18 protein-coding genes are annotated in these 25,198 nt (G+C 64.8%); 12 read left to right on the top strand and 6 right to left on the bottom strand.

What is annotated here, in order from left to right:
- Positions 1–107: 107 nt before the first annotated feature.
- From E1N52_RS16690 to acnA, 5 genes are all read left to right on the top strand, one after another.
- A complete protein-coding gene (locus tag E1N52_RS16690) occupies positions 108–1,094 on the top strand; it encodes a malate dehydrogenase (protein WP_069261397.1) in 987 nt (328 codons plus the stop codon).
- 164 nt (positions 1,095–1,258) lie between these two features.
- Entirely contained in the window at positions 1,259–2,272 is a 1,014-nt protein-coding gene (locus E1N52_RS16685) for an HpcH/HpaI aldolase/citrate lyase family protein (protein WP_133183853.1), read from the top strand.
- Between the two features lie 287 nt (positions 2,273–2,559).
- Positions 2,560–3,087, top strand: a complete 528-nt coding sequence (locus E1N52_RS16680) for a hypothetical protein (protein ID WP_133183852.1) — start codon at positions 2,560–2,562, stop codon at positions 3,085–3,087.
- 19 nt (positions 3,088–3,106) lie between these two features.
- Positions 3,107–4,558, top strand: a complete 1,452-nt coding sequence (locus E1N52_RS16675; protein WP_133183851.1) for a bifunctional 2-methylcitrate dehydratase/aconitate hydratase — start codon at positions 3,107–3,109, stop codon at positions 4,556–4,558.
- Positions 4,559–4,634: 76 nt separating this feature from the next.
- Positions 4,635–7,352: an aconitate hydratase AcnA gene (acnA, locus tag E1N52_RS16670; RefSeq protein ID WP_133183850.1), complete on the top strand. Its 2,718-nt coding sequence runs from the start codon at positions 4,635–4,637 to the stop codon at positions 7,350–7,352.
- 100 nt (positions 7,353–7,452) lie between these two features.
- Here acnA and E1N52_RS16665 read toward each other — a convergent pair whose 3' ends face one another.
- A complete protein-coding gene (locus E1N52_RS16665; protein ID WP_133183849.1) occupies positions 7,453–8,055 on the bottom strand; it encodes a response regulator transcription factor in 603 nt (200 codons plus the stop codon).
- 175 nt (positions 8,056–8,230) lie between these two features.
- Between E1N52_RS16665 and E1N52_RS16660 the strand changes: the two genes are divergently transcribed.
- From E1N52_RS16660 to E1N52_RS16635, 6 genes are all read left to right on the top strand, one after another.
- On the top strand, positions 8,231–8,968 hold the full coding sequence (locus tag E1N52_RS16660; RefSeq protein WP_246089091.1) for a TetR/AcrR family transcriptional regulator: 738 nt from the start codon (positions 8,231–8,233) through the stop codon (positions 8,966–8,968).
- A complete protein-coding gene (locus tag E1N52_RS16655; RefSeq protein ID WP_133183848.1) occupies positions 8,965–9,915 on the top strand; it encodes an HlyD family secretion protein in 951 nt (316 codons plus the stop codon). Before E1N52_RS16660 ends, E1N52_RS16655 begins: the two co-directional genes overlap by 4 nt.
- Entirely contained in the window at positions 9,912–10,865 is a 954-nt protein-coding gene (locus tag E1N52_RS16650; protein WP_133183847.1) for an ABC transporter ATP-binding protein, read from the top strand. Before E1N52_RS16655 ends, E1N52_RS16650 begins: the two co-directional genes overlap by 4 nt.
- Positions 10,866–10,867: 2 nt before the next feature.
- Positions 10,868–12,004, top strand: coding sequence for an ABC transporter permease (locus E1N52_RS16645; RefSeq protein WP_133183925.1), 1,137 nt, complete (start codon positions 10,868–10,870; stop codon positions 12,002–12,004).
- 16 nt (positions 12,005–12,020) lie between these two features.
- On the top strand, positions 12,021–13,532 hold the full coding sequence (locus tag E1N52_RS16640) for an efflux transporter outer membrane subunit (protein ID WP_133183846.1): 1,512 nt from the start codon (positions 12,021–12,023) through the stop codon (positions 13,530–13,532).
- Between the two features lie 120 nt (positions 13,533–13,652).
- Positions 13,653–15,128 carry an amidase gene (locus tag E1N52_RS16635; protein ID WP_133183845.1) on the top strand — a complete coding sequence of 492 codons (1,476 nt, stop codon included), beginning with the start codon at positions 13,653–13,655 and terminating at the stop codon, positions 15,126–15,128.
- Positions 15,129–15,189: 61 nt separating this feature from the next.
- Here E1N52_RS16635 and E1N52_RS16630 read toward each other — a convergent pair whose 3' ends face one another.
- The 4 genes from E1N52_RS16630 to E1N52_RS16615 form a co-directional block, all read right to left on the bottom strand.
- Positions 15,190–16,029, bottom strand: a complete 840-nt coding sequence (locus E1N52_RS16630; protein WP_133183844.1) for an ABC transporter permease — start codon at positions 16,027–16,029, stop codon at positions 15,190–15,192.
- Between the two features lie 13 nt (positions 16,030–16,042).
- The gene (locus E1N52_RS16625) at positions 16,043–17,320 is read right to left on the bottom strand and encodes an ABC transporter permease (RefSeq protein ID WP_133183924.1); all 1,278 of its coding nucleotides are present in this window, start codon (positions 17,318–17,320) and stop codon (positions 16,043–16,045) included.
- A 75-nt stretch (positions 17,321–17,395) separates the two neighbouring features.
- The gene (locus tag E1N52_RS16620; RefSeq protein ID WP_133183843.1) at positions 17,396–18,439 is read right to left on the bottom strand and encodes an ABC transporter substrate-binding protein; all 1,044 of its coding nucleotides are present in this window, start codon (positions 18,437–18,439) and stop codon (positions 17,396–17,398) included.
- Between the two features lie 127 nt (positions 18,440–18,566).
- Positions 18,567–19,658 (bottom strand): ABC transporter ATP-binding protein, encoded by a 1,092-nt coding sequence (locus E1N52_RS16615; RefSeq protein WP_133183842.1) that lies wholly within the window; start codon positions 19,656–19,658, stop codon positions 18,567–18,569.
- 156 nt (positions 19,659–19,814) lie between these two features.
- Here E1N52_RS16615 and pdxR point away from each other — a divergent pair, with 156 nt between their 5' ends.
- Positions 19,815–21,350 carry a MocR-like pyridoxine biosynthesis transcription factor PdxR gene (gene pdxR / locus E1N52_RS16610; RefSeq protein ID WP_133183841.1) on the top strand — a complete coding sequence of 512 codons (1,536 nt, stop codon included), beginning with the start codon at positions 19,815–19,817 and terminating at the stop codon, positions 21,348–21,350.
- A gap of 39 nt (positions 21,351–21,389) precedes the next feature.
- On the opposite strand, the gene E1N52_RS16605 is transcribed toward pdxR, so the two are convergent.
- Positions 21,390–25,169 carry a DUF748 domain-containing protein gene (locus E1N52_RS16605; RefSeq protein WP_133183840.1) on the bottom strand — a complete coding sequence of 1,260 codons (3,780 nt, stop codon included), beginning with the start codon at positions 25,167–25,169 and terminating at the stop codon, positions 21,390–21,392.
- Positions 25,170–25,198: the final 29 nt, after the last annotated feature.

The raw sequence follows: 25,198 nt of genomic DNA, 5'->3' as shown, positions 1-25,198 counted from the left end.
CGCGCACGCCGGCGATAAAGACCGCCTGTTTCACCTACGCTTCGTGTATCGCGCATATAGAATGGCGTTTTACCCTGGCGTCTAACGCATCTTCCTGGAGATTTTCAATGGCTAAGCCCGCAAAGCGCGTTGCCGTCACCGGCGCCGCAGGTCAGATCGCTTACTCCCTGCTGTTCCGCATTGCGAATGGCGACCTGCTCGGCAAGGATCAGCCCGTCATCCTGCAACTGCTCGACCTGCCGCAAGCGCAAGCCGCCGTCAAGGGCGTCGTGATGGAACTGGACGACTGCGCATTCCCGCTGCTCGCGGGCGTGGTCATCACCGACGACCCGAAGGTCGCGTTCAAGGACGCCGACGTCGCCCTGCTGGTTGGTGCACGTCCGCGCTCGAAGGGCATGGAGCGTAAGGACCTGCTCTCGGCCAACGCCGAAATCTTCACGGTTCAGGGCAAGGCGCTGAACGACGTCGCCAGCCGCGACGTGAAGGTGCTGGTCGTCGGCAACCCGGCCAACACGAACGCCTACATCGCCATGAAGTCGGCTCCGGATCTGCCGAAGAAGAACTTCACCGCCATGCTGCGTCTGGACCACAACCGCGCGCTCTCGCAACTGGCCGCCAAGTCGGGCAAGCCGGTCGCTTCGATCGAGAAGCTCGCCGTGTGGGGCAACCACTCGCCGACGATGTACCCCGACTTCCGTGTCGCAACGGCAGAAGGCCAGTCGCTGACCAAGCTGATCAACGACGACGAATGGAACCGCAACACGTTCATCCCGACGGTCGGCAAGCGCGGCGCGGCGATCATCGAAGCGCGCGGCCTCTCGTCGGCGGCTTCGGCGGCCAACGCAGCGATCGACCACGTGCGTGACTGGGTCCTCGGCACGAACGGCAAGTGGGTCACGATGGGTATCCCGTCGGACGGCTCGTACGGCATCCCCGAAGACATCATCTACGGCGTGCCGGTGACCTGCGAAAACGGCGAATACAAGCGCGTGGAAGGCCTCGAAATCGACGCGTTCTCGCGCGAGAAGATGGACGGCACGCTGGCTGAGCTGCTCGAAGAGCGCGAAGGCGTCGCTCACCTGCTCGGCAAGTAAGCCGGCTGTACGAACGGAACGCGCGATCAACGCCCGTTCCGTTCTGCTTTATGGACACGCGGGGCAGCCCCCGCGGCCCGTCTCGACCCGATCCGCATGCGCCTTGCCGGCAGGACGCATCCGAATCCGGTATCTCCTACAAAACTCGACTCCCGACGCCGAAGATGCGCGCCATTCTGCCAGCCGAAGTGCTGTTTGACGGCGAAGCGCCGCCCGCCATCCTGCCCGCATGCGACCACTACGCGGGCAGTGAGAAGCTGATGCTCAAATCGCTCGCGCTGCAACAGCAGTTGGGCCCGGTATTCGACATCACGCTCGATTGCGAAGACGGCGCGCAGGTCGGCCGCGAAGCCGAACACGCGGAACTCGTGGCGTCGTTCATCGGCGGCGAACACGACCGCTTTGGCCGCGTCGGCGTACGCATCCACGATTTCCATCACCCGCACTGGCGCGACGACGTGCGCATGATCCTGCGCGCCGCGAAGCGCGCGCCGGCCTTCGTCACCCTGCCGAAGATCCGCGCCGTGGGCGACGCCGCCGAAATGACGGCGTTCATCGAGGCCACGCGTGTCGAGATGGGCATCGACAAGCCCATTCCCGTTCAATTGCTCGTCGAAACGCATGGCGCACTCGCGCGCGCGTTCGACCTCGCCGCGCTGCGCGGCGTCGAGTCGCTGAGCTTCGGGCTGATGGACTTCGTCTCCGCGCACGACGGCGCGATTCCCGACACGGCGATGCGCTCGCCCGGCCAGTTCGACCACCCGCTCGTGCGCCGCGCGAAGCTCGAAATCGCGGCCGCGTGCCACGCGTTCGGCCGCGTGCCCTCGCACAACGTGAGTACGGAAGTGCGCGACATGGACGTGGTGGCGAACGATGCGCGCCGCGCACGCAACGAGTTCGGCTACACGCGCATGTGGAGCATTCACCCAGCGCAGATTCCCGCGATCGTGGCCGCTTTCGCGCCGCGCGACGAAGAAATCGCGCTGGCCGCCGAAATCCTGCTGGCCGCGCAGCACGCGCAATGGGGTCCGACACGCCACGGCGATACGCTGCACGATCGCGCGAGCTACCGCTATTACTGGTCGGTGCTGCGCCGCGCGCGCGCCACGGGCCGCGCCGTGCCGGCCGAAGCGGCGCCGCTGTTCGCGCGGGGCGAGCTGACGCAGGAGTCGGCCTGATGCGCGCCGTGAACGGACGCAGAAAACGTTTTCAACCTATTGCGCCACGGCAGCGAAGCGGATCTCGCGCCGCATAGCGCAGCGACGGCAGTCACGGACAGTTACAGGCAGTTACTTGCGAACCACGGCGCAAACAACACCGGGCCGGAGAAATTGAAGTTCATGGCGATAAATAGGTGAAAATAGCGTCCGCTGCGCGCTTTCGGGGCGCGCGCAGTGCAAACGGCGGTTGCCTGTTCAACCGCGCACTGATCAACCGCTTTTAGATAGATAAAGGTTTGACACTCATGAAGAAACTGCTGATCGCCGCTGTCATCGGCACGCTGTCCTCGACGCTGATGCTGGCCGCCACCGACGCCGCCGCACAAGGCACGACGTCGACCACGACCGCCAAGAAGCCGGCTCCGAAGCATCGCATCATCAAGCGCAAAGCCAACCCGGCCAAGGAAGCGAAGGTCGATCCGGTCCCGGAAGGCTCGGAGCACTGGACCTGCGCTGAAGGCGCACAATTCGACCTGAAGGGTGACATGGCACGCGACCAGATCGTCACCGTTCACTGGGCGAACAAGAACTACAACCTGCCGCGTCAGGTCACGACCACGGGCGCTGACCGCTTCCACGACGCCGCCACCGGCCTCGACCTCGTCGTGATCCCGACGAAGGCCATGCTGTTCTCGGACAAGGACAGCTCGCGTCTGGCCGACGAGTGCAAGACTGTTGCAATGCAGCAAGGCGCAATGGCGCCGACCCAGGCTCAAGCGCTGAACCCGGCTAACCGCGCTCCGGCAGCCGCCAGCGGCGCCGCGGGCCAGTAAGGACCGCAGGATCGCCTCGATGTCCGCCCTGATCTCCAACGTCAGGCCGCAGCCGGACCAGGTACTGGTCGATATCGTCGACTACGTGCTGGGTTTCCGGGTTGACAGCGCGCTCGCGCTGACGACGGCCCGGCATTGCCTGATCGATACCCTCGGCTGCGGGCTCGAGGCGCTCTCCTACCCCGCCTGCACCAAGTTGCTGGGACCGATCGTGCCAGGCACGATCGTCCCGCACGGTGCGAAGGTACCGGGCACGTCATTCCAGCTCGATCCGGTTCAGGCCGCGTTCAACATCGGCGCGATGATCCGCTGGCTCGACTTCAACGACACCTGGCTCGCCGCTGAGTGGGGCCATCCGTCGGACAACCTGGGCGGCATCCTCGCGACCGCCGACTGGCTCTCGCGCACCGCCATCGCCCAGGGCAAAGCGCCGCTCACCATGAAGCACGTGCTCGAAGGCATGGTGAAAGCGCACGAGATCCAGGGCTGCATTGCGCTGGAAAACTCGTTCAACAAGGTCGGTCTCGACCATGTGCTGCTCGTGAAGCTCGCCTCGACCGCCGTGGTCGGACAAATGCTCGGGCTCACGCGCGACGAGCTCATCAACGCCGTTTCACTCGCGATGGTCGACGGCCAGTCGCTGCGCACCTACCGCCACGCGCCCAATACGGGCTCGCGCAAGTCGTGGGCCGCAGGCGACGCCACCTCGCGCGCCGTGCGCCTCGCGCTCATGGCGAAAACGGGCGAGATGGGCTATCCCTCGGCGCTCACGGCAAAAACGTGGGGCTTCTACGACGTCTCGTTCAAGGGACAGCCGTTCAAGTTTCAGCGCCCCTACGGCACGTATGTCATGGAAAACGTGCTGTTCAAGATTTCGTTCCCCGCCGAATTCCACGCGCAGACCGCTGCCGAAGCCGCGATGACGCTGCACGGCGTGCTCGCGCAACGCGGCAAGACGGCCGGGGACATCAAACGCATCACCATCCGCACGCATGAAGCGGCAATCCGCATCATCGACAAGAGCGGACCGCTTGCCAACCCGGCCGATCGCGACCACTGTATCCAGTACATGGTTGCCGTGCCGCTGATCTTCGGGCGCCTCACCGCCTCCGACTACGAAGACGAAGTCGCGAGCGACCCGCGCATCGACGCGCTGCGCGCAAAAACGGTATGCGTGGAAGACCCGCAGTTCACGAAGGATTATCACGATCCGGACAAGCGCTCGATCGCGAATGCGCTCACCATAGAGCTCATCGACGGCACGACGCTCGACGAGGTCGTAGTCGAGTACCCGATCGGCCACAAGCGGCGCCGCGAAGAAGGCATTCCGCTACTGATCGAGAAGTTTCGAATCAACCTTGCTCGCCGCTTCCCCGCGAAGCAGCAGCAGGCGATTCTCGATGTCTCGCTCGACGAAGCGCGGCTTTGCGCCCTGCCCGTCAACGAGTACGTCGACATGTATGTGATCTGAGCAATCAGGCAGGTATCAGTGACAGCAGCAAACGAGCAGTAAGCGTTATTTCCGCGATTAAACGAAGGAAAACACTATGGCCCACAATCTCCACAAAACGCTAAAAGAATTCGACAGCGGTTCCGGCAAAGGCAAGTTCTACTCGCTGCCGCAACTCGGCAAGCAGCTTGGCGTGAAGATCAATCGTCTGCCGGTCTCGATTCGTCTGGTGCTCGAGTCTGTGCTGCGTAACTACGACGGCAAGAAGATCGCGGAAGAGCACATCGAGCAACTCGCGAACTGGAAGCCGAACGCGTCGCGCGTCGACGAAATCCCGTTCGTCGTCGCCCGCGTCGTGCTGCAGGACTTCACCGGCGTGCCGCTGCTCGCCGACATCGCCGCTATGCGCGGCGTGGCCAAGCAGGTCGGCAAGGACCCGAAGGTCATCGAGCCGCTCGTGCCGGTGGATCTCGTCGTCGACCACTCGGTCCAGATCGACTACTTCCGCCAGAAGGACGCGCTCGACCTGAACATGAAACTGGAATTCCAGCGCAACAACGAGCGCTACCAGTTCATGAAGTGGGGCATGCAGGCGTTCGACACGTTCAAGGTCGTGCCGCCGGGCATCGGCATCGTCCACCAGGTGAACCTGGAATACCTCGCGCGCGGCGTGCACAAGAAGGCAGAAGGCGGCGATACCGTCTACTACCCGGACACGCTCGTCGGCACCGACTCGCACACCACGATGATCAACGGCATCGGCGTGGTGGGCTGGGGCGTGGGCGGCATCGAAGCGGAAGCCGGCATGCTCGGCCAGCCGGTGTACTTCCTCACGCCTGACGTGGTGGGCGTCGAGCTCAAGGGCAAGCTGCGCGAAGGCTGCACGGCAACCGACCTCGTGCTGACCATCACCGAAATGCTGCGCAAGGAGAAGGTCGTCGGCAAGTTCGTCGAGTTCTTCGGCGAAGGCACGGCATCGATCGGCGTGCCCGACCGCGCGACCATCGGCAACATGGCGCCGGAATACGGCGCGACGATGGGCTTTTTCCCCGTCGACGAAAAGACGATCGACTACTTCAAGGGCACGGGCCGCACGGAAGCCGAAATCGAGGCGTTCGCGAACTACTTCAAGGCGCAGGACCTCTTCGGCGTGCCGAAGGCCGGCGACATCGACTACACGAAGACGCTCGTCCTCGACCTCGGCACGGTCGCGCCGTCGCTGGCCGGTCCGAAGCGCCCGCAAGATCGCATCGAAATCGGCAACGTGAAGTCGACCTTCACGGACCTGTTCTCGAAGCCGGTCGCGGAAAACGGCTTCAACAAGAAGGCCGCCGACCTCTCCGCCGAATACGCGGCGGGCGACAAGGTCAAGCTGCACAACGGCGACGTGCTGATCGCCGCAATCACGTCGTGCACGAACACGTCGAACCCGAGCGTGCTGCTGGCCGCCGGTCTGCTCGCGAAGAAGGCCGTGGAAGCAGGTCTCACGGTCGCGCCGCACATCAAGACGTCGCTCGCTCCGGGGTCGCGCATCGTCACGGAATACCTGACGAAGACGGGCCTCATGCCGTACCTCTCGAAGCTCGGCTTCGAACTCGCGGCATACGGCTGCACGACCTGTATCGGCAACGCCGGCGACCTGACGCCCGAACTGAACGAATCGATCGTCAAGAACGATGTCGTCGCGGCTGCGGTGCTCTCGGGCAACCGTAACTTCGAAGCGCGTATCCACCCGAACATCCGCGCGAACTTCCTGGCCTCGCCGCCGCTGGTCGTCGCTTACGCGATCGCGGGCAACATCACGCGCGACCTGATGACGGAACCGGTGGGCAAGGGCAAGGGCGGCCGTGACATCTACCTCGGCGACATCTGGCCGACGAGCGACGAAGTCAACGCGCTGCTCAAGTTCGCGCTCGATCCGGACGCGTTCCAGAAGAACTACAGCCAGCTCACGAAGAAGGGCGACCTGTGGAGCAAGATCGAAGGCGAGGAAGGTCAGGTCTACGACTGGCCGAAGTCGACCTACATCGCCGAGCCGCCGTTCTTCGGCAGCGATTTCTCGATGACGCCGTCGTCGGAAGTGCCCGAAGTCAAGGGCGCGCGCGCACTGGGCATCTTCGGTGATTCGGTCACGACCGACCACATCAGCCCGGCCGGCTCGATCAAGGAAGACTCGCCCGCTGGCAAGTGGCTGAAGGAAAACGGCGTGCAGAAGGCCGACTTCAACAGCTACGGCTCGCGTCGCGGCAATCACGACGTGATGATGCGCGGCACCTTCGCGAACGTGCGGATCAAGAACCTGATGATCCCGGCGAAGGCCGACGGCACGCGTGTGGAAGGCGGCCTGACGATCCATCAGCCGAGCGGCGAACAGCTCTCGATCTATGATGCAGCGATGAAGTACATCGACGCCGGCACGCCGACCATGGTGTTCGCAGGCGAAGAGTACGGCACGGGTTCGTCGCGTGACTGGGCAGCCAAGGGCACGCAGCTGCTGGGCGTGAAGGCCGTGGTCGCACGCAGTTTCGAGCGTATCCACCGCTCGAACCTCGTTGGCATGGGCGTTCTGCCGCTGCAGTTCAAGGGTTCGGACAGCGTTCAGTCGCTCGGCCTGACCGGCGAAGAAACGTTCGACATCGAAGGCCTGACGGACGACTTCAAGCCGCAACAGGACCTGACGCTCGTGATCCACCACAAGGACGGCAAGGATCAGCGCGTGCAAGTGCTGCTGCGCATCGACACGCCGATCGAAGTGGACTACTACAAGCACGGCGGTATTCTGCCGTTCGTGCTGCGCTCGCTGCTCGCGGCGTAAGTACGCAGTTTTTTGCAGGTGCCGCGCCCGGCAACGGGTGCGGTCACACTTGGAGCCCGACGCGAGTCGGGCTTTTTTTTCGACTGCGCTTTGGGTAGCGCTATTCGATCAGTTTGTTCAACGTAGCAAACTCGATGAGCGCCGCAAGCGACGACACGCCGAGCTTGTCCAGCACGCGGGTCTTATAGGTGCTGACAGTTTTATCTGACAGCCCGAGCCGCGCCGCGATGCCCTTGTTGCTCATCCCGCGCGCGAGATACTGCAGGACTTCGACTTCGCGAGGCGACAGCCCGTTGAGCGCCACGTCGCGCCCGCCGCCGCAACTGCCCGCAGGAAAGCAGTCGTAGCCGAGCAATACCGTCTTGACCACGCCGCACAGTTCCTCCACACCGCGATTCTTGTTGACGTAGCCGTTCGCGCCCGCGACGCGCGTGTGATTGGCCATGACCAATTCAGGTTTCGTAGAGAGCACGAGAATGCGCGCACCGGGCTGCTTCGCGCGAATGCCGCGGATGACGGAAAGGCCGTCGAGCTTCGGCAACTCGAGGTCGAGAATCACCAGATCGGGATGCAATTCCTGTACGAGGCGAAGGCCCTCTTCGCCGTCGCTGCACTCTCCCACCAGTTCGTACTCCGTATTCAGCACGTTGGCGAGCATCTTCAGCACGATCGGATGGTCGTCGATGACAACGATGCGTTTCATTTTTTGTTCCATGGCGGAGTGATTTGTTTGACCCTTCAGCGTGAATCTCACAGCCTGAACGACGTGCCACCATTTTTGTATAGGAAAGTTCTGAAACGACTCTCAAGAATGTCGCAGGGTTAACCCACCGCGTGCGTAGTTTGAATTTAACTAACGCGTGAATTAAAGTAGAGCGATGATCACGCGCACCCGCACCGCTGCTGCTGCGCCCCGCCCGCGCGGCCGGCGCCCCGCCGCCGCCGAACTCGACATGCGCGAGCGGCTGCTCGCCAGCGCCACGCAACTGTTCGGGGAGCAGGGCATCGCGGCCACCACCATGGCGCAGATCGCCGAGGCCGCGGGCGTAACGTCCGCCATGGTTCACTACTACTTCACGAACCGCGAAAAGCTGCTCGACGCCGTGGTAGAGGAGCGCATCGCACGCTCAATTGCTTTCGTCTGGGAGAGCGTGGATAGCGCTGAAGGTGATCTCGCGCAAGATCCTCATGCGCTCGTAGAGGAATTGGTCGCGCGGCTCTTCGATGTCACCTCGCGCATGCCCTGGCTGCCGCCGCTCTGGCTGCGCGAAATCGTCAATGAAGGTGGCCTGCTGCGCGAACGCATGCTCAAGCGGCTACCCATCGCGCAGTTGCAGCGTTTTGCCGCACGCGTCAGCGAGGCGCAGCGCGATGGCAGCGTCAACGCGGAACTGGAAGCGCCGCTGCTCTTCATCTCGATTCTCGCGCTCGTCATGTTGCCGCTTGCCACCTCGAAGATCTGGCAAAGTTCGCCCGGCTTTCCGCAGATCGAGCGCGAGGCGCTGCATCGGCATGTGAGCGCGCTGTTGAGCGCCGCCCTGCGGCCCGCGCCTCAGGACAAGCGAGTACAGCGAGCGACGGGCCGAACGACGAGCCGCAAGGGGGACGCGTCATGAAGCGCGGCATTGCCATCATGTGCGCCGCGGTGCTCGTGCTCGCCGCATGTTCGCGGCATGGACCGGCTGGCTGGCAGGGCTATGCAGAAGGCGAGTACGTCTATCTCGCGTCGTCGCAGTCGGGCACGCTTACGCACCTCGAAGTGCAGCGTGGGCAAACCGTGGCCGCCAATGCGCCCGCCTTCGCGCTCGACTCCGTCGAGGAAGCGGCCGCGCGCGACGAGGCGCAGCATCGGCTGACCGCCTCACAGCAGCAGCTCGCCGACCTCCAGACCGGCAAGCGTCCGCCCGAAGTACGCGTGACCGAGGCGCAACTCGCGCAGGCCGAAGCGAACGCGCGCAAGGCCGCGCTCCAGCTCACGCGCGACGAAACGCAGCTTCGCGCAGGCGGCATTGCGCAGGCGCAGCTCGACGACTCGCGCGCGCAGGCCGCCTCCACGGCTGCCCAGGTGCGCGAGCTGCAAAACCAGGTGCGCGTGGCGAATCTGCCGGGACGTACCGCGCAAATCGCCGCCCAGGCCGCCGACGTCGAAGCGGCGCGCGCCTCGCTCGCGCAAGCCCAGTGGCGGCTCGACCAGAAGCGCGTAAGCGTGCCGAGCGGCGGCCTCGTCTATGACACGCTGTTTCGTGTGGGCGAGTGGGTGCAGGCGGGCAACCCCGTCGTGCAGATGTTGCCGCCGCAGAACGTGAAGGTGCGCTTCTTCGTGCCGGAAACGATAGTCGGATCGCTCGCGCCCGGCCGCAAGGTCAACGTGCGCTGCGACGGCTGCGCCGCCCTGGTTCCCGCCACCATCACGTGGATCTCGAACGCCGCCGAATATACGCCGCCTGTCATCTACAGCAACGAGAACCGCGCGAAGCTTGTTTTCCTGATCGAGGCGCGCCCTTCCGCACAAGATGCCGTGAAGCTGCATCCGGGCCAGCCGGTCGAGGTGACGCTGCAATGAGCACACCTGATCGATCTGCCGGCGACTACGCCATCGACGTGCGCAACCTCAACAAGCACTTCGGTAGCAAGCATGTCGTGAACGACGTGACGCTGCGTGTGGCGCGCGGCGAGATCTTCGGCTTTCTCGGCCCGAACGGCAGCGGCAAAACCACGTCGATCCGGCTCATGTGCGGGCTGCTCACGCCCGACTCCGGATCGGGCACTTGCCTTGGCTACGACATCCTGCGCGAGAGCGCGCAAATCAAGCGTCACGTGGGCTACATGACGCAGCGTTTCTCGTACTGGGAAGACCTGACGATCCGCGAGAACCTCGACTTCGTCGCGCGCATCTACCAGATGGCGAACCGCCGCGAAGCCGTCGACCGCGCGCTCGAATCGCTCGGGCTTGCAAGTCGCGCGAGCCAGCTCACGGGTGCGCTTTCGGGCGGCTGGAAGCAGCGGCTCGCGCTCGCGGCCTGCATGCTGCACGAGCCCGAATTGCTGCTGCTCGACGAACCGACTGCGGGCGTCGATCCCACTGCGCGCCGCGACTTCTGGGAGGAGTTGCACCGGCTCGCCGCACGGGGCATTTCGGTGCTCGTGAGCACGCATTACATGGACGAAGCCGAGCGCTGCCACAAGCTCGCCTATATCGCCTACGGCAAGCTGCTCACGCAAGGCACCGCCGCCGAGGTCATCGCCGAACAGAACCTCGAAACGTGGGCGATTCATGGCGATCGGCTCAGCGCACTCGCCGCGCAGTTGCGCGAAGCGCCGGGCATCGACCAGACGGTGGTGTTCGGCTCCGCGCTGCACGCGAGCGGACGCGATCACGCGGCGCTCGCCAAAGCGGTCGAGCGCGCCGTGCAAGGCCAGCCGCTGCGCGCGGAACGCATCGACACCGGTCTCGAAGATGTCTTCATCTACCTGATGAGCCATGCTCAGGACAATTACGGAGTCACGTCGTGAGCGTGTCGTTCCCGTTTTCCGTGGCGCGCTGGTGGAGCATCGTGCTCAAGGAGTTCCTGCAACTCAAGCGCGACCGCATCACGTTCGCGATGATCGTTGGCCTGCCGATCATCCAGCTCACGCTGTTCGGCTATGCGATCAACACCGACCCCAAGCATCTGCCCACGGCCATCGTCGTGGGCGAAGACAGCGTGTTCGCGCGCAGCTTCGTTGCGGGCATGCGTAATTCCGCCTATTTCGACGTGATCGAAACGCTGCCCGACGAAGCCTCGGCGCGTCGTGCGCTCGCGCGCGGCACGGTGCAGTTCGTACTCAGCATTCCTGTTGATTTCTCGCGGCGCCTGCTGCGCGGCGAGCGCCCTTCGCTGCTCGTCGAAGCCGACGCAAGCGACCCCACGGCCATCACCACCGCGCTCGCGGCGCTGCCCGGGCTTGTCGGGCCCGTGGCCGCGAAGGACCTCACGGGCCCGCTCGCACACTTGAACGGCACGCCCGCCGCGTTCGACGTGCAGGTGCACCGGCTCTACAACCCCGAGGGCATCACGCAATACAACGTCGTGCCTGGCCTCATGGGCGTGATCCTCACCATGACGATGGTGATGATGACGGGCCTCGCCATCACGCGCGAGCGCGAGCGCGGCACGATGGAGAACCTGCTCGCGACGCCTGTGCTGCCCATCGAGGTGATGACGGGCAAGATCATTCCGTACGTGGCGATCGGGCTGATTCAGGCGACGATCATCGTGCTCGCCGCGCGCTACGTCTTTCACGTGCCGTTCGCGGGCGGTCTCGTCACGCTCTATCTTTCGGCGCTGCTGTTCATCGCCGCGAATCTCACGGTGGGCATCACGCTGTCGTCGCTCGCGCAAAACCAGTTGCAGGCCATGCAGCTGACGATGTTCTATTTCCTGCCAAGCCTGCTGCTCTCCGGTTTCATGTTCCCGTTCGGCGGCATGCCGCGCTGGGCGCAGTGGCTCGGCAACCTGCTGCCGCTCACGTATTTCAACCGGCTCGTGCGCGGCATCCTGCTCAAGGGCAACGGCTGGACCGACCTGTGGCCCGCGGTCTGGCCACTGGCCGTGTTTACGGTCGCGATCATGGCGATCGCCGTGCGCTTTTACCGGCGCACGCTCGACTAGCGCGAGGCACACGACCATGACGCGCGACGCCACCGTTGCCTTCCTGCTTGTGCTCATGCTCGCGGGCTGCAAAGTGGGCCCCGATTTCCACCCGCCCGCCGCGCCCGATGCCACGGGCTGGACGCGCGAGCCCGTGCTGGCGACTACCGCCAGCGCCACCGGCCCCGGCGGCGATGCGCAGACCTTCACGGCAGCAGAGCACGCTCCAAACGATTGGTGGACACAGTTTGGCAGTGCGCAGTTGAACGAACTCGTCGATCAGGCCTTGCGCGCGAGCCCCACGCTCGACTCGGCGCGCGCCAAGCTCGTAGAAGCACGCGAAAACTACAACGCGCAGGCAGGCGCGACGAACTTTCCCTCTGTCGATCTGAAACTTTCCGGCACGCGCCAGAAGGTCGATCTCGCCGCTTTCGGCATTACACAGGTGCCGAACCCGCCGCCGTTCACGCTTTACAACGCTTCGGTCAGCGTCTCGTACGTATTCGACCTGTTCGGCGCGAACCGTCGCGCGCTGGAGTCCACGCTCGCACAGGTCGATTATCAGGCGTACGAAATGGAGGCCGCGCGACTTTCGGTGGCCGCCAACGTGGTGTCCACCGCCATCCGCCGCGCGTCGCTGCAACGCCAGATCGACCTCACCACGCAACTCGCGCAGACGCAGGCACGCCAGCTCGCGATCATGCAAGCCCGCCTGGCTGCCGGCGGCGTGGCGGAGATCGACGTGCGCAGCCAGCGCACCCTGCTCGCGCAAACGCGCGCCTCGCTGCCGCCGCTCGAAACGCAGCGCGAGGCCGCGGAGCATCAGCTCGCAACCCTGCTGGGTATCGCGCCTTCGCAGTTTGCCGCGCCGCTCGATGCCCTTTCGCTCGATGCACTGCATCTGCCCAATACGGTTTCGCTCACTGTGCCTTCCACGCTGGCCCGCGAGCGTCCCGATATCCGCGCCGCCGAGGCGCTGCTGCACCAGGCCAGCGCGAACGTGGGCGTGGCGACGGCGAATCTCTATCCGCAGATCTCGCTCTCGGCGAGTATCGGGTCGGAGCGCACGCGTATCGAAGACGTCATCAGCGGGCTGAACATCTGGAACGTCGGACTCGGCCTCACACAGCCGCTGTTCCATGGCGGCGAATTGCGCGCGAAGAAACGCGCATCTGAGGCCGCCTATGAAGCCGCTTTCGCCGACTATCGTCAGACAGTTCTGCAAGCGCTGCAGCAGGTCGCCGACTCGCTCCAGGCCCTCCAGAACGATGCGACCGAACTGCAGGCGCGCGACGACGCCGCTCGCGAGGCGCAGGCCAACGCAGCGATCGCACAAACGCGCTACAACGCGGGCGGCGTAAGCGAATTTTCGCTGATTGACGCGCAACGCCAGGCACTCCAGACAATGCTCGACCGCTCGCGCGTTCATGCGGATCGGCTAACCGACACCGCAGCGCTCTACCAAGCCCTAGGCGGCGCCCCACTCCCAGGCACGGAGCCAACTGCGCAAGGCAACGTCACATCGGCGCCGAGCGCCCCCGTACAGTGACCTGGCCGCCCCACGCGGCAACCAGCAGCCCGCGGCGGCAACCATTCGTTTCCTTCCGCGTGCGCCGCGCCTGCGCGACAATGACCCTCCCCCTGCTCCATCCGCAAACGAGAGACACGTATGAACCAGGCATCGCTGTCCCCCGCAAAACCGTCCCCCAACGATCTCGTCGCGGCCGACGCGCTTGAGCTTTCGGAATGGATACGCCTGCGTAAGGTGTCCTGCCGCGAAGTCATGACGGCGTTTCTCGACCATATCGAGCGCGTGAATACGCCGGCCAACGCCATTGTCTCGCTACGCGAGAGAGCCACGCTGCTCGCCGAGGCGGGCGAACGCGACGCCCAGCTCGCGCGAGGCGAGTACCTGGGCTGGATGCACGGCATGCCGCAAGCGCCGAAGGATCTCACGCCCACGGCTGGCATCCCGTACACGCAAGGCTCGCCGTTGTTCCGCAACGAAGTGCCCGCAGCGGATTCCCTGATGGCCGCGCGCATGCGCGCACAGGGCGCGATTTTCATCGGCAAGACGAACACGCCGGAATTCGGCCTTGGCTCGAACACCTACAACACGGTCTTCGGCACCACGCTCAACGCTTACGACCCCACACGTAGCGCGGGCGGCAGCAGCGGCGGCACGGCCGTGGCGCTGGCGCTGCGCATGCTGCCCGTGGCGGACGGCAGCGACATGATGGGGTCGCTGCGCAATCCCGCCGGCTGGAACAACGTGTTCGGCTTTCGTCCGTCGCAGGGCCGCGTGCCCTCCGTGCCGGCGCACGAACTGTTCTTCCACCAGCTCGGCTACGCGGGACCGATGGCCCGCACTGTACCCGACCTCGCAATGCTCCTTGCCACCCAGGCGGGCTACGACTCGCGGGCGCCACTTTCCATTGCCGAAGATCCCGCTCAGTTCGCGGGCCCGCTCGAGCGCGACTTTGGTTGCACGCGCATCGGTTGGCTGGGCGACTACGGCGGCTACCTGCCGATGGAAGAAGGTGTGCTCGCACTTTGCGAAACGGCGCTCAAGGACTTCGAATCGTTGGGCTGCAAGGTCGAAGCCGCACGCCCCGACTTCGCCATGGAGCGCGTATGGCAAACGTGGGTCACGCTGCGCCATTTCTCGTGCGCGGGCACGCTGGGCGCGCTCTATCGCGACCCGGAAAAGCGCGCGCTGCTCAAGCCGGAAGCGCAATGGGAAGTCGAGGGCGGCTTGAAGCTCTCGGGCGAAGACGTATGGAACGCCTCGGTCACGCGCAGCCAGTGGTACAACGCGCTGCTCGCGCTTTTCGAGCGTTACGACTACCTCGTGCTGCCCAGCGCCCAACTCTTCCCGTTCGACGCGAGCGAGCATTGGCCGAAGTCGATCGCGGGCCGCACGATGGATACCTATCACCGCTGGATGGAAGTCGTGATCGGCGGCAGTCTCGCGGGGCTGCCTGTCATCAGCGTGCCCGCGGGCTTCAATGCGCAGGGACTGCCGATGGGGCTGCAAGTGATCGGCAAGCCGCAGGCGGATCTCTCGGTGCTGCAACTCGCCCACGCGTACGATCAGGCCACGCCGTGGGTCAAGCGGCGTGTGCCGCCGCTGCTGCAGGCGTAGTGCGCAGAAGTAAAAAAGGCAGCGCCACAGCGCTGCCTTTTTTCATCGACATCTCACGCGATCACGCCTTCACGGCGCGCGCTGCATTCCTGCCGCGCAGCCATTCGAGCGCGAGCAGCAGACACGTGGAGAACACGATCAGGATCGTGGCGAGCGCCGCGATCGTCGGGCTGATGTTCTCGCGGATACCCGTGAACATCTGGCGCGGCAAGGTGGTCTGGTCGGCGCCCGCGAGGAAGAGTGTCACCACGACTTCGTCGAACGACGTTGCGAACGCGAACAGCGCGCCCGAAATCACGCCCGGTGCGATGACAGGCAGCGTGATGCGGAAGAACGTCGTGACCGGATTCGCCCCGAGAGAAAGGCTCGCGCGCACGAGATTGTGATTGAAGCCCTGCAGCGTGGCCGCCACCGTGGTCACGACGAACGGCACGCCCAGCGACGCGTGCGCGAGGATCAGGCCAAGATACGTATTGGCGAGGCCGAGCGGCGCGAAGAACAGATACATGCCCACGCCCACCACCACCACGGGCACGATCATCGGCGAGATGAGCACGGCCATGAGCAGCGACTTGCCGCGGAAATCGGCCTTTGTGATGCCAATGGCCGCGAGCGTGCCGAGGACGGTCGCCACGACCGTGGCGGCGGGGCCAACGATGAAGCTGTTTTTCGCGGCCATGCGCCACTCGTCGGACATCACGAGGTTTTCATACCAGCGCAGCGACCAGCCCGGAATCGGGTAGACCAGGAACGTGCTCGACGAAAACGACAGCGGCACGATCGCGAGCACGGGCAGGATCAGATACAGCAGCGTGAGCACGACGAGCGCGCGCAACGCGAAGTACCACACGCGTTCGACGGCTGACGTATGCGGCGCAAAAAGCGGTTTGGCGAATTTCATGGTTGCGCCTTCCTCAGCCGAGGCTCAGTTGCGTGCGCGTGAAGCGCCCGTAGACGAAATAGAGCACCGTTGTCGCCCCGAGCAGCAGCGCGCCGAGCGCGCAGGCCATGCCCCAGTTGATCGACACGTTGGTGAAGTACGCCACGTAGTAGCTGACCATCTGGTCGCCCGGGCCGCCGAGCAGCGCCGGCGTGATGTAGTAGCCGATCGAGAGAATGAACACGAGCAGCACGCCCGCGCCCACGCCGGGGTACGTCTGCGGCACATACACGCGCCAGAAGGCCGCGAACGGATGGCTGCCGAGCGACACGGCCGCGCGCTGGTAAGTCGGCGGAATCGACTTCATCACGCTGTAGAGCGGCAGCACCATGAACGGCAGCAGGATGTGCGTCATCGAAATGTAGACGCCCACGCGGTTGAACAGCAGCGTCAAGGGCTGCGAAATGAGGCCCGTGCCCAGCAGCGCCTTGTTGACGAGACCCTCGCCCTGGAGAATCACGATCCACGCGGCCACGCGCACGAGAATCGATGTCCAGAACGGAATCAGCACGAGAATCATCACGAGATTCGCGCGGCGCTCGGAGAGCGTGGAGATCCAGTAGGCGAGCGGATAGCCGAGCAGTAACGCGAACACTGTCACGAACACGCTGATGACGAAGGTGCGCGCGAACACGTCGAGATAGATCTGCTGCTCAGGATCGGCGGCCACGATGCGGCCGAACGCATCCTGCCGATGGTCCAGCGAGGCGAGCAGGTAGAACGGAGAATAGCGCGAGCTGTTCTTCGCGATCGCCTGCCAGTAGGCGACGTCGCCCCAGCGGTCGTCGAGTTCGACGATTTTGGCGCGCGTTTGCGCGGGCGTGAGCGTAAGCGGTTTGCCGTCGTCGTCGGCGAGCGGCATGGCGCGCGCCGTCTTTGCCACCAGCGAGCGAAAGCCCGCGATTTCCACGTTCAGGCGGCGCGCCAGCGCGCCCATCGCATCGCCGTCCTGCACGACCGTCAGGTCTTGCGCGAGCGCCGCGTAGGCCGCGTCGGGCGGCGCGCTCTTGCGGTCCCAGTCGCGCAGCGCCGTGATGGTATGCGGCAGCGCCGTCGCCACTTCGGGGTTCTGCACCGCGCGTGTGAGCAGCGCGGCGATCGGCACCACGAAAATCAGCAGCAGAAAGATCGCGAGCGGCGCGATCAGCATGAGCGCCATCGTGCGCTTCTTCGCTTGCGCAACGCGCAGTTCTCGCTTCAGGCGCGCGGACTCTTCGCGTGCCGCGCCGGCAACATTCGTCACGGTCGTCATTGTGGTCACATCCGGTCTCCAACCATGCAGCCAAACCGCTCCGGCGCATCGCGCCGGAGCGTCACTACATCACCCTTACTTCGCGGCCCACGAAGCGAAGCGCTGTTCCAGCTCGTCGCCATGGTCGGTCCAGAACGTGAGGTTCTGCTGCACCGCGTTCTTGCCGTTGGCCGGCGAGTTCGGCAGATTGCCGAGCGTCGTCGCGTCGAGCGCCTTGATCGCATTCGCGTTCACCGGGCCGTACGCGATATGCTGCGCGTACGCCTGCTGCGGCTTCGGCGAAAGCGTATAGGCGATGTACTGCTCGGCCAGCGCCTTGTTCGGCGCGCCCTTCGGGATCGCCCAGTAGTCGAGGTCGTAGATGCTGCCGTTCCAGACCACCTTGAGGTTCTTGCCTTCGCGCTGCGCGGCGTCGATACGGCCGTTGTACGCCGTGGACATCACCACGTCGCCCGCGACCAGGAACTGCGGCGGCTGCGCGCCTGCCTCCCACCATTGGATGTTCGGCTTCAGCTCATCGAGTTTCTTGAACGCGCGGTCCTGGCCGGCCTTGGTCGAGAGCACCTTGTAGACGTCCTGCGGCGGCACGCCGTCGGCCATCAGTGCGAATTCCAGGTTGTACTGAGCGCCCTTGCGCATGCCGCGCTTGCCCGGGAATTTCTTCACGTCCCAGAAGTCGGCCCAGCTGGTGGGCGCGGTCTTGAGCTTGTCCGCGTTATAGGCGAGCGCCGTGGACCACACGAAGAAGCCTGCGCCGCAGGGCTGCTGCGCAGCCTTCATGAAGTCGCCCTTGTTGCCGAGCTTGGCCCAGTCGAGCTTCTCATAGAGACCTTCGTCGCAGCCGCGCGCGATGTCGCCGGTTTCGACTTCCACCACGTCCCAGTCCACGTGCTTCGCGTCGACCATGGCCTTCACCTTGGCCTGCTCGCCGTTGTACTCGACAGCGGTGATCTTGTTGCCCGTCTGCGACTGGAACGGCTCGTTGAACGCCGCCTTCTGCGCATTGCCATTGGCGCCGCCAAAGTTCACGACGGTCAGTTCCGCGGCATTCGCCACGCCGAACGAGAGTGCGAGCGCGGCCGCGACCGCTGCAACGCGCATGTTGCCGATCTGCTTCATGGTTGAGTCCCTTCTCCTTGGTGGTTTGTCTTGCCGGGCCCTTCGATGCGAGAAACGTGGCCCGATCGTCGAGACGCCTGCTTCGCGAGGCAACGGCGCGCGCGATTGCGCGCCGCGCCCGCACGCCTCAAGCGAACACGCGCAGATGCTCAGGCGCGAATTCGAGTGCGACCGGCTGACCGGGCGCGAAGCCGTCGAGCGCCTCGGTGCCGAGCGGCACCTTCACGAAGCACTCGTCCTGCTGGTGCAAGCCACAGCGCATGCGCACGTGGTCGCCGAAATAGATGAGGCCGCGCGCTTCGCCCGCCAGCGCGTTCGCGCCGTTGCCGTTCGATCCGTTCGCGAGCTTCATGCGCTCGGGGCGAATGCAGGCGATGGCTGAAGCACCCGCTTGCGCACCCGCCACATTGCGGCCCTTCAGGCGCGTGCCGTCGGCGAGATGCATTTCGCAGTACTCGCCATCCACCGCGGCAATGGTGCCGCGCAGCCGGTTGCTGTCGCCGATGAAGTTCGCCACGAACTCGTTGCACGGCGACTCGTAGAGCCGGTCCACGCTATCGAGCTGCTGCACGATGCCCTTGTCGAACACGGCCACGCGGTCCGACATCGTGAGCGCCTCGCCCTGATCGTGCGTGACGTAGACGAACGTGACGCCGAGCTTCTCGTGCAGCGATTTCAGTTCGTACTGCATATGTTCGCGCAACTGCTTGTCGAGCGCGCCGAGCGGTTCGTCCATCAGCACGAGCTTGGGCTGGAACACGAGCGCGCGGGCGAGCGCGATGCGCTGCTGCTGGCCGCCCGAGAGCTGCGCGGGATAGCGCTTGGCGAAACCTTCCATGCGCACCATCTTGAGCGCGTCGTTCACACGCTGCGCACGCTCGGCGGTCGGCACCTTGCGCACGCCCAGCGGATAGGCCACGTTCTGTTCAACCGTGAGATGCGGGAAGAGCGCGTAGTTCTGGAACACCATGCCGATGTCGCGCTTGTGCGGCGGCACGTTGTTGAGCAGCTTGCCTTCGAGGCGGATCTCACCGCCGGTGGGAAACTCGAAGCCCGCGAGCATCATCAGGCAGGTGGTCTTGCCAGAGCCGGACGGCCCGAGCAGCGTCAGAAACTCTCCTTGGTAGATATCAAGGTCAAGTTGTTTGACGACCAACGTTTCGCCGTCGTAGGTCTTGCGCACGCCGCGAAAACTGACGATCACATCCGAGGTCTTCATTCGCCCTGTCTCCTTTGCTTGCTCTTTTTTCCGGCCGGCCTTCTGACGCGATTAAATAAATACGTCACAGGCATTAACCGAACCTGACGTGCGAATTACTATAGATGGTCCCGGCTCTATTCAATGGAGCCATTTCATTATTATCGATGGAACCACTTGGCCATGGTCATCCTGTCCGAATGGCTCGCGGCGCAACTCGACAAGGAAAGCGCTGAGCCCGCCTACCGTCAGCTGCTGCAGCTCATGCAGCAGGCCATCCTGACGGGCCGGCTCGCGCCCGGCACCAAGCTGCCTAGCTCCCGTACGCTCGCGGTCGACCTCGGCGTGGCGCGCAACACCGTGCTGCACGTCTACGACCAGCTGAGCGCCGAAGGCTACGTGATCTCGACCACGGGCAGCGGCACCTATGTCGCCGACACGCGCCCCGACTCGGCCGCCGTGAGCACGGCAACGCCGGCCGCCGCGCCCGCCGATGAGGACGACGACGACGCAAGCGTCGCCTCCCCGCGCGGCGACATGTCGATGCGCGGCCAACGGCTCATCGACGAAGCGGGCGTGTCCGCCAAGCAGTGGGGCGCCTTCATGCCGGGCGTCCCCGATGTGGCCGAGTTTCCGGCGCGCACGTGGAGCCGCTTGCAGGCCAGGCTGTGGAAATCGGCCAATCATGGTTTGCTTACCTACGCTCCCGGCGGCGGTTATCGGCCGCTGCGGCGGGCGCTTTCGGACTACCTGCGCGTGGCGCGCTCGGTGCGCTGCACGCCGGACCAGATCATCATCACGACCGGCATTCACCAGTCGATCGATCTCGCCGTGCGCCTGCTCGCCGACGTGGGCGACCGCGCCTGGGTGGAAGAACCGTGCTACTGGGGCGCGCGCAGTGTTTTGCAGTCCTCGGGGTTGAAGCTCGCGCCCATTCCCGTCGACGACGAAGGGCTCAATCCGCGTGAGCAAGACTTGCGCGACCCGCCGCGCATCGCGCTCGTCACGCCTTCACATCAATACCCGCTCGGCATGGTGATGAGCCTCGCACGGCGCCGTACGCTGCTCGAATACGCGCGCCAGCACAAGGTGTGGATCATCGAGGACGACTACGACAGTGAGTTCCGCTACGGCAGCCGGCCGCTTGCCTCGCTGCAGGGTCTCGACGAGTCGGACCGCGTGATCTACGTGGGCAGCCTTGGCAAGCTGCTGTTTCCGGGCCTGCGCATCGGCTACATGGTCGTGCCCGAGCGGCTCGCGGCCACGTTCCGCACGGGCGTGGCAGAACTGTATCGTGAAGGCCAGCTCATGCAGCAGGCCGTGCTCGCCGAATTCATCATGGACGGCTATCTCACTTCGCACGTGCGCCGCATGCGCACGCTCTACGGCGAGCGGCGCCAGTTGCTGATCGACGCGGTCACGCGCCACTTCGGCGACGCACTGCCCGTTATGGGCGACGAAGCGGGTCTGCACTTCGTGCTCGGCCTGCCCTCTCACACCGATGATCGCGCAGTCGCCGCGGCCGCCTACGACGCGGACGTGATCGTGCGCCCCCTCGCGGCCTACTACAGCGTGCGCCAGGATCGCAAAGGATTGCTAACGGGTTATGCGTGCGTGCCGCACGAGGAAATCGAGCCGGCCTTTGCGACGCTCGCGCAGGTCATCGAGGAACACGCGTTCGCGAGCCCGAAAAAGCTGCGGCGCGCCGGTTAGACCGAAACGCGCCGCTGCATCGAATCACAAAACCACCGCTTACTTCAGCCCGAAATCGACCCGCGTCGTCGCGCCCTTGTCATCGATGCCTTTGGCGTCCAGCTTCGGCGCCACGATGAACACGCGGCTCGGATCGACCTTGCCTTCGAAGTACTGCTGCACCGCTTGCGCACGATCCTGAGCGAGGTTGCGCAAGGTGGCGTCGTCGACGGGTGCGTGGTCGGCCAGCGCCTGCTTCATGTCGTCCACGGGCAGCGTCTTCGTCAAGCCGATCATGTTGTGCGGCTTCTTGAAGTCGGCATCCTTATAGGCCTTGGTGAGGTACTTCTCGTACTCCTTGTCGTCCACCTTGACCTGCGAGGTATCGACGCTCTCGCCGTTACCCACCGTGTCCTTCACCTTCTGGAGCCGCACGAGGCGATCCACGTACCGCTCGCGCAACGCGGGCGTGTCCACGGCCGGATCGACGCGGCCGATCAGATCGATCTTGATCGAAGGCTTGTCGTCGAGCGCCTTCACGATCGTGTCGAGCTTCTTCTGGTCGGCATCGGTGAGCGTTGCCGTGCCGGCCGCGAATTCGACGTAGCCCAGGTCTTCGCCGCCGCCCCCGAATGCATTGGCGAGCAGCGTGAACGGCGCGGTCACCGCCTTCGCGATGAGGTTGAGCACCGCCTTCCAGATCAGGCCGCCGATGCTGAACTCGGGGTTCGAGAGCGAGCCCGACACCGGAATGTTCACGTCGATCTCACCCTTGCGGTTCTTGAGCAGCGAGATCGCGAGACGCACCGGCAGCTTGGTGGCCGTGTCGTTGTCGATGTGATCGCCGAACGTGAGCTGGTCGATGAAGATATGGTTGTTTGCCGTGAGCTGGTCGTTCGCGAGCTGGTAATGCAGATCGACGTTGAGCTTGCCCTTCGTGATCGGGTACCCCGCGTACTTCGCCGAATACGGCGTGAGGTTCGTGAGCTCGATATCGTGCGCGCTCGCCGTGAGGTCGAGCGACGGCTTGTCGATGAGCGGGTTCACCGTGCCCTTGATCGAGAGCGGTCCGTTCGCCGCGAGCTTCGCGGAAACGTCCACCGGCGCGGGCGTCGTCGACTGCGTGCCGAACGCGCCCACCGTGCCGTGGATCTGCACGAGATCGGCGGTGTAGTTCGGCTTGATGAAGTTGTCGGTGTAGTTCACGCGGCCGTCCTGCAGCACGAGCTCGCCGAAGTGCAGGCGCACAGGGTTCTTCGGCGGCTGCGCGGCCACGACCGTTGCTGGCGCGGAAGCCGGCGCGGGTGCGGAAGCCGTCTGCACGGGCGCGCTCGCCGCCTGCGGCGTGAGCGGCACCGGCTCGCGCTCGCCTGGCTTGCCGCTCTTGTCCTGCGTGAGCGACTGCGCCGCGCCGGTTTGATGCGCGACCACGTCCTTGAGGTTGAGCTTGCCTTGCGCGTCGAGCAGCACGCGGCCATAGAAGCCGGCGAAGGTCACGCGGCTCGCGTCCACGTCGGTGCCGCGCGCGTCGTCGTAGTTCGCCTTCAGATTCGTGAGCGCGAGCGAGCGCCAGCCCGCGAACGGGCCGGACGTGGCCTTGTCGAGCATGCGTACGTCGACGAGCGCCGCGTCGCCGCGATAGTTCGCCTTGAGCGCCTTGCCCTGTTCAACCGTTAGCTGCCCGCTCATGTTGAGCAGCGCGCTTGCGATCACCGCGTTGAGCTGATTGCCGAAGTAAGGCTCGAACGCGGCGGCGTCGAGCCGGTTCGCGTCGATCTTCAGCTGCGCCGTGAGCGGCGTCGGATTGATCTTGCCGCTCAGCGCGAGTGTGCCCTTACGGTTGACGGTCGCCTTCAGGTCGATCGGCAGCGGGTGCCTCAGGTCGTCGCTGATCTGCTGGATCTTCAGATCGAGCGGCGTGATGGCTAGCTTCACCGGGCGCGGCGTCGAGTTATCCGTGACGTTGATCGTGCCGTTGTTCAGCGTGAAAGCGTCGATCGTGTAGCGCCAGGCCGGGCCCTCCTGCACCGACTTCTGCGCCGCGCGAATCGCCGTGCGCTCGGGCATCGCCTGTTGTTGCGTGGAGGCAAGCTCCGCCAGGCCGATCTTGCCGTCCTTCCTGCGCTCGGCGTCCACCACGAGACCGGTCACATCCACCGAGGCGATTTGGGCCTTGCGCGCGTTGAGGTCGATACCGCTCACCTGCACCGTCCCCTGGGCGAGGGTGATGGAAGGCGTCGTCGCGCCAGGCTCCGCAAGCTTGAGCGATTCGAGGCCTAGTGTGCTTTGCCCGATTTGCACGGCGGCAGGCTGCTGCGCCCAGTCGGCCTTGAGCGTGGACGTGAGATTGAGCCTGCCGTCGAGGACTTGTGCGCGGCTAACGTTGTCGATATACGGTTGCGCCCGCTGCAGACTCAAGCGCTCGAGCGCGATGTTGGCTTCGGCGTTCTTGCCCGCGAGGCTGACCGTACCCGAGGCCTTGACCGTGCCGCCGTCGTTCGCGTTCGTCGCAAATGTGAACGGCGCGCCCGCTTTGGCGGTCGTCGAGAAGTTCGCAAGCGTGGTGGAAAGCTGCGTGAGTTCGACATTCACCGGCTTAGCGGGGAGATCGTCCGCGATGTGCACCGTGCCGTCCGTGAGCGCGAACTGGCGGATCGAGACATCGAGCGGCGCGGGCTTCGCTTCTTCGGGCGCCGCCTGCGCGCTCTGGGCACCCGATGCACCCGAGGCCGGCGCGGCGCTCGCGGCCTTGCTTGCGGCCTCGTTCGCGGCCGGCGCGCCCATCAGCTTCTCGACGCTCAGCACGCCTTGCTTGTCACGCGCGACCCACACGGTGGGCGCGTCGAGATGGATGTCGTCGAAACGATAGACGTTGCTGAACGGTTCGAGCGAGGCCGCCGCCACGTGCAGACTGCGCGCGCCGAAGAACGGCGCATTGGCGTTGTCGGTCGAGTCGAAGTCGTTCAGGTCGGTCGTGCCCGTCACGCGCAGCGTGGGCTTCTCGCCCGACATCACGAAATCGAGCTTGAGGTTGGTCGAGAGCTTGCCGCTCTTCACCGTGACGGGCAGCTTCGTGGGCGCGTAGGTGAGAAGCTTCGGCACGTCGAGATCGGTCAGGCGCAGTTCGACTTCCGACTCGCGTGTCGCGGAAAACGGCTTGGTCCTGCCATCGATGGCGAGCGTGCTCGCCCCGTCGATACGTGCGCGCAGCATCGGCTGAACGAAGATATCGGTCTTCGAAGGCAGCGTGGCGATGAACGGAATGCCGAGCGACCAGCGGTCGATCACGTGCTTTTCGTTGAGCAGGCGATCGTCGAAGGTGATCTGGCCGTTCTCGATGCGGATGTTTGAAACCGAAAACTGCGTGGGCTTGCTGCCGGGTTTCGAGGGCGTCGAGAACTTCTCGATGAGGTCCGAGAAGTTGAAGTGCTGCGCGTCGAGCCGCACGATCGTGGCGCGCGGCGAGTCGAGCCGCAGTTCGTCCACGATGGGCGCCGCGCGAAAGATCGACGACCACGACGCCTGCACGACGGCGCGCGAGACATCGAAGAAGTCGCCGTTGCCGCCGCGCTCGCCGATATGCACGCGATCCGCTTCGAGACGCAGCGTGTACGGATTGAGCGCGATGCGGCCGATCGTGACGGGCCGGTCGAGCTGCTTGCTCAACTGCTGCTCGGCAACATGGCGAATGATCGGCGGCGCGGCAAAGAAGCCGACCAGACCGAACACAATCAGAAAGATGACGACGCCCGTGAGGATGCGCCGGGTGCGGGGCGCACGCGCGACCGCGCGCACCGATTGCAAGGAGGAGTTGAGCGACGCTTTGTTGAGGCTTGCCATGCTTGCTTGCGGATGAGGCGGCAACAGGC

The sequence above is a fragment of the Paraburkholderia guartelaensis genome (genome assembly GCF_004353905.1).
GTDB classification, from domain to species: domain Bacteria; phylum Pseudomonadota; class Gammaproteobacteria; order Burkholderiales; family Burkholderiaceae; genus Paraburkholderia; species Paraburkholderia guartelaensis.
The sequence above is the reverse complement of the archived record's forward strand: the minus strand, read 5'-3'. Positions and strand labels throughout refer to the sequence as shown.

Excerpts from the sequence above, each read along its gene's own strand:
- E1N52_RS16620 (WP_133183843.1), bottom strand. The coding sequence starts at position 18,439 with ATGAAGCAGATCGGCAACATGCGCGTTGCAGCGGTCGCGGCCGCGCTC.
- E1N52_RS16685 (WP_133183853.1), top strand. The coding sequence starts at position 1,259 with ATGCGCGCCATTCTGCCAGCCGAAGTGCTGTTTGACGGCGAAGCGCCG.
- E1N52_RS16605 (WP_133183840.1), bottom strand. The coding sequence starts at position 25,169 with ATGGCAAGCCTCAACAAAGCGTCGCTCAACTCCTCCTTGCAATCGGTG.
- E1N52_RS16640 (WP_133183846.1), top strand. The coding sequence starts at position 12,021 with ATGACGCGCGACGCCACCGTTGCCTTCCTGCTTGTGCTCATGCTCGCG.
- E1N52_RS16635 (WP_133183845.1), top strand. The coding sequence starts at position 13,653 with ATGAACCAGGCATCGCTGTCCCCCGCAAAACCGTCCCCCAACGATCTC.
- E1N52_RS16675 (WP_133183851.1), top strand. The coding sequence starts at position 3,107 with ATGTCCGCCCTGATCTCCAACGTCAGGCCGCAGCCGGACCAGGTACTG.
- E1N52_RS16650 (WP_133183847.1), top strand. The coding sequence starts at position 9,912 with ATGAGCACACCTGATCGATCTGCCGGCGACTACGCCATCGACGTGCGC.
- E1N52_RS16615 (WP_133183842.1), bottom strand. The coding sequence starts at position 19,658 with ATGAAGACCTCGGATGTGATCGTCAGTTTTCGCGGCGTGCGCAAGACC.
- E1N52_RS16655 (WP_133183848.1), top strand. The coding sequence starts at position 8,965 with ATGAAGCGCGGCATTGCCATCATGTGCGCCGCGGTGCTCGTGCTCGCC.
- E1N52_RS16630 (WP_133183844.1), bottom strand. The coding sequence starts at position 16,029 with ATGAAATTCGCCAAACCGCTTTTTGCGCCGCATACGTCAGCCGTCGAA.
- E1N52_RS16680 (WP_133183852.1), top strand. The coding sequence starts at position 2,560 with ATGAAGAAACTGCTGATCGCCGCTGTCATCGGCACGCTGTCCTCGACG.
- E1N52_RS16625 (WP_133183924.1), bottom strand. The coding sequence starts at position 17,320 with ATGACGACCGTGACGAATGTTGCCGGCGCGGCACGCGAAGAGTCCGCG.
- E1N52_RS16690 (WP_069261397.1), top strand. The coding sequence starts at position 108 with ATGGCTAAGCCCGCAAAGCGCGTTGCCGTCACCGGCGCCGCAGGTCAG.
- acnA (WP_133183850.1), top strand. The coding sequence starts at position 4,635 with ATGGCCCACAATCTCCACAAAACGCTAAAAGAATTCGACAGCGGTTCC.
- E1N52_RS16660 (WP_246089091.1), top strand. The coding sequence starts at position 8,231 with ATGATCACGCGCACCCGCACCGCTGCTGCTGCGCCCCGCCCGCGCGGC.
- E1N52_RS16665 (WP_133183849.1), bottom strand. The coding sequence starts at position 8,055 with ATGAAACGCATCGTTGTCATCGACGACCATCCGATCGTGCTGAAGATG.